Raw genomic sequence first — 8243 nt, forward strand, 5'->3', positions numbered from 1 at the left:
CCTACGCCCCCTACGGGCCCCAGCCCTACCAGACCTGGTCCCAGGGCTACAGCCCGTACAACAACCCGGCGCCCCTCAACGGCATGTCCATCGCCGCCCTGGTGCTCGGCATCCTCTGCTGCATCCCGGGCGTCGGGCTGGTCCTCGGGCTGATCGGGCTGAACCAGACGAAGAAGCGGGGCGAGCGCGGCCGGGGCATGGCGGTGACCGGCATCGTGCTCTCGTCGTTCGGGCTGGTGCTGTGGGCGCTCGGGGTGGCCGGCGCGGCGACCGGCTTCTTCGACGACGTCGAGGTCAGCGGTGGCAACAGCGCGAGCGCCTCCCCCGGGAAGGGCCAGTGCTTCGACGCGCCCAGCGGTTCGCTGGAGGGCATGGCGTACGACTTCGACGTGGTGTCCTGCGCGGGCGAGCACGACGGTGAGGTGTTCGCCGTGGTGCGGATGAGCGGCGACTCGTACCCGGGGGACAAGAAGGTCACGGCCACCGCGGACGACAGGTGCTACGCGCTCCAGGACTCCTACGCCATGGACGGCTGGGCCGTACCCGACGACGTGGACATCTACTACGTCACCCCGACCTCGGAGAGCTGGAGCCTGGGCGACCGCGAGATCACCTGCGTGTTCGGCAACAAGGACGAGGAGGCGAGTCTGCCCGGCGGTTCGCTGCGCAACGACGCCACGACCCTCGACGCGGACCAGGTCGCGTATCTGAAGGCGGCCCACGTCCTCAACGCGGCACTCGACTCCGCGCCCGACGCGCGGTACGTCGAGGACGACCTGCCGGGGCACAGGGCCTGGGCGGGCCGGGTCTCGACCGCGCTGACGAACCAGGCCGACCTGCTGGAAGGCCGTCAGTGGCCGAGTGCCGCCGCGAAACCGGTCGCGGACCTGGTCAAGGACCTGCGGGCGGCGCAGAAGCAGTGGGCGAAGGCGGCCGGGGCCTCCGACGCCGACGAGTTCTACGGGTACTACGACAAGGGCGCCGAGCTCATCGACCCCCATCTGTCGGTCACCGCCCGCAAGGCTCTGGGGCTCGCCACGACCCCGCCGCCGTACGACGACAGCGACAGCGGCGGGGACAGCGGGGGAGGCGATACCGGTCTGGAGGTGTGACGGCCTCTATAGCGGGGAGAAACTGCCTGGGTAAAGCCCACGCCGGGCACAAGTCATCACATCGAGTGATTCTCTGGCCTTTGCTTGCATGGCACAACCCACGGTTGCCAGGCTGTTGCTGTCTGTACAACCTGATGGGAGCGGCCAGTGACATTCGGTGAGCAGCCGGCGTATCTGCGCGTCGCGGGTGATCTCCGCAAGAAGATCGTCGACGGCAGGCTGCCCCCGCACACCCGGCTGCCCTCGCAGGCCAGAATCCGCGAGGAGTACGGCGTCTCGGACACGGTCGCCCTGGAGGCCCGCAAGGTGCTGATGGCCGAGGGGCTGGTCGAGGGCCGCTCCGGGTCGGGGACCTATGTGCGTGAGCGTCCGGTGCCGCGCAGGATCGCCCGCTCCGGGTTCCGGCCGCCGGCCGGTGCGACACCGTTCCGGCAGGAGCAGGCCGACGGCGAGGCGCGCGGCACCTGGGAGTCCAGCAGCGAGCAGACCGAGGCGGGCGGCGCGATCGCCGAGCGGCTCGGCCTCCAGGCCGGCGAGCGCGTGATGCGCACGAAGTACGTGTTCCGGGACGCCGGCGAGACGATGATGCTCTCCACGTCCTGGGAACCCCTCGCGGTGACCGGCCGTACGCCTGTGATGCTGCCCGAGGAGGGCCCGCTCGGCGGCATGGGGGTCGTCGAGCGGATGCGGGCCATCGACGTCGTCGTGGACAACGTCACGGAGGAGGTCGGCGCCCGGCCCGGCCTCTCCGAGGAACTCCTCGCGCTGGGCGGAGTCCCCGGGCATGTGGTCCTGGTCATCCAGCGCACGTACTACGCCTCGGGGCGCGCGGTGGAGACGGCCGACGTGGTCGTCCCGGCCGACCGCTACCGGATCGCCTACCACCTTCCCGTGAAGTGATCGCCCACCACCTGCTCGTGAAGCAATGCACCGACTTCCAATGCACCGACTTCCCGTGAAGTAGCGCGCCGAGTGGCGTGTTGGGTGCATTCCAGGTGAAGTAGCGCTACTTTCCCGGCACTTGTCGTCGGAACCGGTCAATCCGCCCTGCCTTGGGGGCCGTTGGATTCCGGTCTTTCTCGCAGGTCGCTCGCGGGACCTGTACCGTGCCTCCGACCGGATGCATCGAGGTGCGCCAACGGCGCGTTCGTAGTCGTGCGCCCCCTCCGTCATGGCTGGTTGCGTACCTCTTCGTGAAAAGCCGTATTCGCTGCGTGAAGGTTAGGCGTAGGCTCCGGCATATGCGGATTGCGGTTTCCTTATGGGGTGGGGCACGGCACGAACCGCGAGCGGGAAGCGGAGGGGCGCTATGAACGACGGCACGATCACTCTTCCCTGGCTCGTGATACGGCAGGACGACAACGGCAATCGCTACCGCGTGGGCAGGTACGCGACCCGCGCCGAGGCCCAGAAGATCGCGGACAGCCTCGACGACCGCAAGCACAAGCAGCTCTACTGGGTCGAGCGCATCGGGCAGAACGGGGACGCCACCCGCAACTGACGCACCCCGTAGGCTCCGGCGCATGACGACACGGATCGTGGTGGTCGGAGCCGCCTTGTTCGACGACGACGGCGACGACGGCCACGGCCGCAGGCTGCTCGCCGCGCGCCGCAGCGCACCCCCCGAACTGGCCGGCCGCTGGGAACTCCCCGGCGGCAAGGTGGAGCCCGGCGAACGCCCCGACGCCGCGCTGGTGCGCGAACTCCACGAGGAACTCGGCGTCGACGCCGAGACCGTCGCCCGCGTCCCGGGTGAGTGGCCGCTGAGGCCGCCGTACGTCCTCCAGGTCTGGACGGCCCGGCTGCTGCCCGGTTCGCCCCGCCCGCGCCCCCTCCAGGACCATGACGAACTGCGCTGGCTCGCCCCCGCGGACATCTGGACCGTCGACTGGCTCGACCAGGACGTGCCCGCCGTACGGGAGACGCTCGCGCTCCTCGACGCCGGGGCGCGCTGAACCCGTCGTAGGCCGGGACGAGCCGGGCGTGCCGAACTCGCCGTAGTTCGTGGCGGACGGGCGCGCCGGATGCACTTGGGGGGCGGGAGGGCGGAGTGTGCCGGGTGCGGTGTACGCCGTTCGTGCCACAGTGCGCCCTCCGGGGCGGTACCGGGCCCTTGATATCGGGTATGTGCCCATTAACCCCATGAAATCGGACATGGGTGTGCTGGGCCGGCCCGGGATGTGATCGGCTTGATCGACACCGAAGGCGACCGCGCCGAGTGGACCTTTCCCGCCGACCCCGGAGCCGTCCGCACCGCGCGCTCGGCCGTCCGCGGTCAACTGCGCGACTGGGACCTCGGCGCCCTCGACGACATCGCGACGCTGCTGGTCAGCGAGCTGGTGACCAACGCGCTGCGGCACGCCACGGGCCCCATCGGCGTCCGCCTGGTGCGCCCCGCCCACCCGGGCGGCGTCCTCCTCGTCGAGGTCTCCGACCCGCTCCCCGACCCGCCCCGCGAGCGCGTCGCCCGCCCCGAGGACGAGAGCGGACGCGGCCTCCAGCTGGTCGCCGACGCCTGCGTCCGCTGGGGCACCCGGCCCGGGGAGACGGGCAAGACGGTGTGGTTCGAACTCGCGGTGCCGGAATGAACCCGGGCCGGCGCGCGGGCGCACGCTCCTGTACGAACCGGACAGCGGTGTCCATCGATTGGTCAAGGCCTGTGACGGTTGTCGATCGGCGTGGTTCGACCGCGTGTCCGCTGGTTAGAAGACTGGGAGTGTTGTCGCGGGACGGTCCGAAATGCATCGGGATTGTCCTGTGATCGTGAACACCGTGTTGTGGGGCGCCGTAGTGCTGGATACTGCGGGCAGCCGCCCCCGGTGACCGGTGCCGGACGCGGTGAGCTGGAGGGGACGGTTCGCGTGAGCGAGATACCAGCGAAGGCCACGGAGTCCGAGGACCCGTCGGGCGGCGCGAGGGCTGATGCCGTGGGCTTCGCCGACGTGCCCTCCGTCGACGCCATGTCCGTCGGCGACGCCATGTGGCAGAGCAGCCCACCCGGCTCGATCTACGACTACATCAAGGTTGCCTCCTTCTCCATCGGCCCCGACGGGCTGGTCGACCAGTGGAGCCTGCGGGCCGAGCAGCTCTTCGGCATCTCCACCGAGCACGCGGTCGGCATGGACCCCATCGAGGCGTTCGTCGACCCCGAGCTGCGCGAGCACGGCCAGCGGAAGATGGCCGAGATCCTCGACGGCCGGGAGTGGACCGGTGTGGTGCCCTTCCGGGTGCCCGAGAGCGCCGAGGGCGATGCGGCCAAGGAGGGCCTCGCCGAGGTCTATGTGATGCCGACCCGGACCGAGGAGGGCGAGCGGGCCGCCGTCTGCATCGTCGTCGACGTCCGGATCCTGCGCCGGATAGAGACCGATCTCGCCGCCTCGCAGTCGATATTCGGTCAATCTCCGTTCGGTTTCCTGCTGATCGACCCCGACCTGCGGGTCCGGCGCGCCAACCAGCAGATCGCCAACACCTTCGGCGGCACCCCTGACGACCACCGCGGCAACAGCGTCCAGGACTACCTGCAGAGCCCCGAGGCCGAGCGGGTCACCGCGACCCTGCGCCGGGTCCTGGAGACCGGCAACTCGATAACGGACATGCATGTCACCGGATTCGTGCCCGGCTCCGAGGAGCGTCGGCACTGGTCCATCAACCTCTACCGCGTGCACAGCGGCAGCGGGCGCCCCATCGGCATCGCCTGGCTCGGCACCGACGTCACCGCCCGCCGCGCCGCCGCCCGCGAGGCCGCCTCCGCGCGGCGCAATCTCGCCCTTCTGAACGAGGTCGGCGCCCGCATCGGGAACTCCCTCGACCTGGAGACCACCGCCCGCGAACTCCTCGACATCGTCGTCCCCGGCTTCTGCGACCTGGCGACCGTCGACCTCTACCAGGGCCTCCTGGCCGGCGACGAGACCCCGCCCGGCCGGGCCGACGGCAGCGCGGAAGTGCGCCGGGTGGCCTTCGCCAGCGCGGTCTCCGACGCCCCCTTCGTCGGCGGCGGCGCACCCGTCGCCGTCAACGCGGTCCACCACTACCCCTTCAACTCGCCCTGCGCGGACGCCCTGCGCACCGCCCGCCCGCAGTACGTCCCCGCCGAGGAGGGCGGCCCCGTCCAGTCCACGCTGGCCGTGCCGATGGTCGCCCACGACACCGTCGTAGGACTCGTGCAGTTCGCCCGGACGAAGGGCAGCGAGCCGTTCGGCGACCGGGACCGGGACCTCGCGGTGGAGATGGCGGCACGGGCCGCCGTCTGCATCGACAACGCCCGCCTCTACCGGCGCGAGCACGAACGGGCGTTGATACTGCAACGCTCCCTCCTCCCGCCCGGCGACCCGGAGGCCTCAGGGCTCGACATCGCGTGCCGATACCTCCCCGGGAACGCGGCGACGGAGGTCGGCGGCGACTGGTTCGACGTCATCGAACTCCCCGGCCACCGCACGGCGTTGGTGGTGGGAGACGTGATGGGCCGCGGACTGCGCGCGGCGGTCGCGATGGGCGAACTGCGCACGGCGGTACGGACGTTGGCGCTGCTGGATCTGGAACCGGCGGAGGTGTTGTCGGCCCTGGACGAGATCGCCCGCGGACTCGGCACCCCCGGCGGCGTCCAGCAGGCCACCCGCGCCGCCCGCCGCCCCCGCGAGGCCGACCTCTCCGAGGTGTACCTCGCGACCTGCATCTACGCCGTCTACGACTCGGTGACCAGGCGCTGCACCTTCGCCAACGCGGGGCATCTCCCGCCGGTCCTGGTGGAACCCGGCGAGGCCGCGCTGATGCTCGACGTGCCGCCCGGCATGCCGCTCGGCGTCGGCGGCGAGCCCTTCGAGGAGGTGGAGGTCGAACTGCCCGAAGGGGCACTGTTGGCGCTCTACACGGATGGACTGGTCGAATCCCGCGACCACCCCCTCGACGAGGGCCTCCAGGCCTTCGTGGGCGCCCTCACCGACCCCAACCGCCCGTCGAACGACGGCCCTCCGTCCACGGCGGCGGCACTCAACGCCGAGACCCACCGCGACCTGGAGGACGTCTGCGACCACGTCCTCAGCACCCTCGACACCCACCACGGCGAGGACGACATCGCGCTGCTGATGGCCCGCGTCCAGGGCCTGCCCGAGGACTCCGTCGGCGACTGGACGCTGCCGCGCGAGCCGCGCAGCGTGGGCCGCGCCCGCGAGTACGCGCGCGCCCGACTCCAGTCCTGGGACCTCGAACCCCTCATCGACACAACGGAGTTGCTGGTCAGCGAACTGGTGACGAACGCGCTCCGGTACGGCGAGGGCGAGATCCGGCTACGGCTCCTCCTGGACCGAACCCTGGTCTGCGAGGTCTGGGACGCGGGCCTGGTCCAGCCGCGCCGCCGCCGCGCCCGGGACACGGACGAGGGCGGCCGGGGACTGCAGTTGGTCGGCCTGCTGTCGGCGGCCTGGGGCTCACGCCGGACGCCACGCGGCAAGACGGTGTGGTTCGAACTGCCGCTGCCGGACGGGGAAACCGGGATGGTGGACCCGGCGGAGGCGCTGCTCAGCCTGTTCTGATCAGTCTGTTCTGACAGAGTCGGAGGCGGACCTACCCCGGGTCGGGTTCCCCGAGTCTCCGGGTATCGGGTTCCCCGCGCTTTCGGGTGTCCGGGCCGCCGAAGGCGGGTGGTGGGCCGCCGTCCGGGTTCTCGCCGAGAAGGACTCCGCCGAGGACGGCTCCGGCCGTGTGCTCGGCGGTGCCGGAGTACGGGTTGCCGTGCACACGGACGTCCTGCTCGGCCGACTCCCTTGCCGCCAGCGCGGGTTCGTCGGCCGTGGCGGGGTCGGTGTCGAGGAGTCGTTCCGCTTCCGCCAGGAGAGCTCGTGCCCCGGGGCCGACCGCGCCCCGGTGCGTCGCCACGAAGCCGGCCGCCTGGCGACGTCACTACGGCCGACGAGCCACGCGGCGGCACCGAGCACACCGTCCTGCCCGGCGCCCAGCGGCGACACGGCCCGCACGATGCTCCGCAGCGCGGCGAGGGGGTCGTACGGACGGCCGTCGGTCAGTTCCTCCCGTACGCCGGCGAGGGTGGCGTCGATGTCATTGGCCGGCCCGGTCCTCCTGGCCCCTGCCGCCTCCGCGCCGGTGAGCGCGGCCGGGAGCAGGTCGGCTGCTGCGGCGAGGGAGTCGGCGAGCTGGTCGACGCCGGTCAGGAGGGTGTCGGCCTGACCGACGGCACCCTCGGCGGCGCGCAGCTCGCGCACCGCCTGCCCGGTCCGCTCCAAGTCGGCCGCCTGGCGGGCCTGGTTGAGATGAGTCGTGGCGAACACCAGCCGGTCCTTGGCCTGTTCGACGTATCCGGTGACCGCGTCGGTGGCCGATGCCGGGTAGCGGGTGTGCAGGTCGGCGAGTACGGCTTCTACGGCCCCGGTACGGCCGGTCAGTTCACGGAACCGCGCCTCCGCGACCTCCAGCGCCCCGCCCATCTCCCGCTCCAGCGCCCGGAGTCGGTCGAACCCCGGGGCCGCGGCATCCAGTCGCCGTCCGGCCTCGGCGCACCGTCCGACGATGCCGGCGAGGGCCTGGCGGCGAGCCGCCTCCTCTTCGCCGCCCTCCGGGACCCCTCGGCCGTAGCGCAGATGTATCGCGAAGGCGGCGGCGAGTTCGCGCTCGGCCTCCCGCAGGGTCCGGTGGAACGGCTCGACGGCCGCCGACCCGAACCGCGCCTCGGCGAAGGCGAGTTCCGCCCGGCTGGTGCGTACGCAGTCGTCGGCCTGGACGAGCGCGGCACCGGCCTGGCGTTCGAGCAGCGGCAGTGGGGTCACGGGGGGCCGGGACGACACCACGGGTGGTACTACGGGCGGTCCGGTGGGCGGTGCTACGGGGGCCGCCACCCCGGGAGTCGTACGGGTACGGGCCCTACGGGTGCGCCGTACATACCCGTACCCCGCGAGTATCCCCACCCCGGCGACTGCGACGAGCGGCAGGACGAGGTCGGCGGCGGACGTCCCGTCGGCCGCTTGCGCGGAGGCGGTGTCCTGCTGTGCGACGGGCCCGGCCCGGGTGGCCGCAACCGGAACCTCCGCATTGATCGTCATCACGGGCAACACCAGCCACACGACCCCGGCCGCCCCACCCAGCACGGCATGCGCCACCCGCACGGATATGTGAGAGGCCGCG

7 protein-coding genes are annotated in these 8243 nt (G+C 71.8%); 6 read left to right on the forward strand and 1 reads right to left on the reverse strand.

Annotation, left to right across the window (positions count from 1 at the left end):
• The 6 genes from JHN45_RS48960 to JHN45_RS48985 all read left to right on the forward strand — a co-directional run.
• A partial coding sequence (locus JHN45_RS48960) for a DUF4190 domain-containing protein (RefSeq protein ID WP_236584957.1) occupies positions 1–1112 on the forward strand: 1112 nt, incomplete at its 5' end.
• Positions 1113–1259: 147 nt separating this feature from the next.
• Positions 1260–2012, forward strand: coding sequence for a GntR family transcriptional regulator (locus JHN45_RS48965; protein ID WP_019072017.1), 753 nt, complete (start codon positions 1260–1262; stop codon positions 2010–2012).
• A gap of 409 nt (positions 2013–2421) precedes the next feature.
• A complete protein-coding gene (locus JHN45_RS48970) occupies positions 2422–2613 on the forward strand; it encodes an SPOR domain-containing protein (RefSeq protein ID WP_019072018.1) in 192 nt (63 codons plus the stop codon).
• A gap of 22 nt (positions 2614–2635) precedes the next feature.
• Positions 2636–3067: a (deoxy)nucleoside triphosphate pyrophosphohydrolase gene (locus JHN45_RS48975; RefSeq protein WP_201055955.1), complete on the forward strand. Its 432-nt coding sequence runs from the start codon at positions 2636–2638 to the stop codon at positions 3065–3067.
• Positions 3068–3292: 225 nt separating this feature from the next.
• On the forward strand, positions 3293–3700 hold the full coding sequence (locus JHN45_RS48980; protein ID WP_201055957.1) for an ATP-binding protein: 408 nt from the start codon (positions 3293–3295) through the stop codon (positions 3698–3700).
• A 273-nt stretch (positions 3701–3973) separates the two neighbouring features.
• A complete protein-coding gene (locus JHN45_RS48985) occupies positions 3974–6640 on the forward strand; it encodes a SpoIIE family protein phosphatase (protein WP_201055958.1) in 2667 nt (888 codons plus the stop codon).
• On the opposite strand, the gene JHN45_RS48990 is transcribed toward JHN45_RS48985, so the two are convergent.
• Positions 6641–8243, reverse strand: a 1603-nt coding sequence (locus tag JHN45_RS48990) for a hypothetical protein (protein ID WP_307783427.1), incomplete at its 5' end; no start/stop codon positions are given. It lies immediately after the preceding gene.

It is taken from the genome of Streptomyces sp. MBT53, assembly GCF_016654115.1.
In the GTDB taxonomy this organism is placed as follows: Bacteria; Actinomycetota; Actinomycetes; order Streptomycetales; family Streptomycetaceae; genus Streptomyces.

Coding starts and splice junctions, on each gene's coding strand:
- JHN45_RS48970 (WP_019072018.1), top strand. CDS start 2,422: ATGAACGACGGCACGATCACTCTTCCCTGGCTCGTGATACGGCAGGAC.
- JHN45_RS48975 (WP_201055955.1), top strand. CDS start 2,636: ATGACGACACGGATCGTGGTGGTCGGAGCCGCCTTGTTCGACGACGAC.